This window comes from Halomonas sp. G15, assembly GCF_021282295.1.
Taxonomy (GTDB): Bacteria; Pseudomonadota; Gammaproteobacteria; order Pseudomonadales; family Halomonadaceae; genus Halomonas; species Halomonas alimentaria.
Genome location: NZ_JAJSPA010000101.1, coordinates 1 through 599, shown reverse-complemented (window position 1 = coordinate 599; position 599 = coordinate 1). Strand labels below are relative to the sequence as shown.

Below are 599 nucleotides of genomic sequence, written 5' to 3'. Positions count from 1 at the left end.
TGAAGTCGTAACAAGGTAGCCGTAGGGGAACCTGCGGCTGGATCACCTCCTTACCGATATGTCTCCGACTGTCGGCAAGTGCTCACAATGAATTACCTGATCGACCAGAGCAAAAGACTGTTTGGGTCACCGACCCAGTGGTTGGAAGCCGGGTCTGTAGCTCAGTTGGTTAGAGCGCACCCCTGATAAGGGTGAGGTCGGCAGTTCAAGTCTGCCCAGACCCACCAAATTTTATCCAGTCCTGCGTTATTTCGTGACTCGCCTAGCAGGCTAGGCGTCGCCACAAAATGCCTGGGTCTGAATAAAATTACCCAGAGTACGGGTATCAGTGGGGCCTTAGCTCAGCTGGGAGAGCGCCTGCCTTGCACGCAGGAGGTCAGCGGTTCGATCCCGCTAGGCTCCACCATTTATGGCAGGAGGTCAGCGGTTCGAGCGAAACGTCGCACCGCCCGCTAGGCTCCACCATCTCCCATCCCCACAGTCTTACCTGATCGGATCCGCAGTCATAAGCCATCCTTGCACAGCGCAATGACCGGTTTATGACTGTCGATTGACAGTCTGCTCTTTAACAATGTGATTCATGCTGACAAACGTTCTTT

At 54.3% G+C, this 599-nt stretch carries 2 tRNA genes and 1 rRNA gene; all 3 read left to right on the top strand.

Annotated features, from left to right (window positions below):
• Positions 1 to 53: ribosomal RNA gene (locus LWH48_RS18175) — 16S ribosomal RNA — on the top strand; the annotation flags it as partial.
• A 97-nt stretch (positions 54 to 150) separates the two neighbouring features.
• Positions 151 to 227, top strand: a tRNA-Ile gene (locus LWH48_RS18170).
• A 103-nt stretch (positions 228 to 330) separates the two neighbouring features.
• Positions 331 to 406, top strand: a tRNA-Ala gene (locus tag LWH48_RS18165).
• Positions 407 to 599 lie beyond the last annotated feature (193 nt).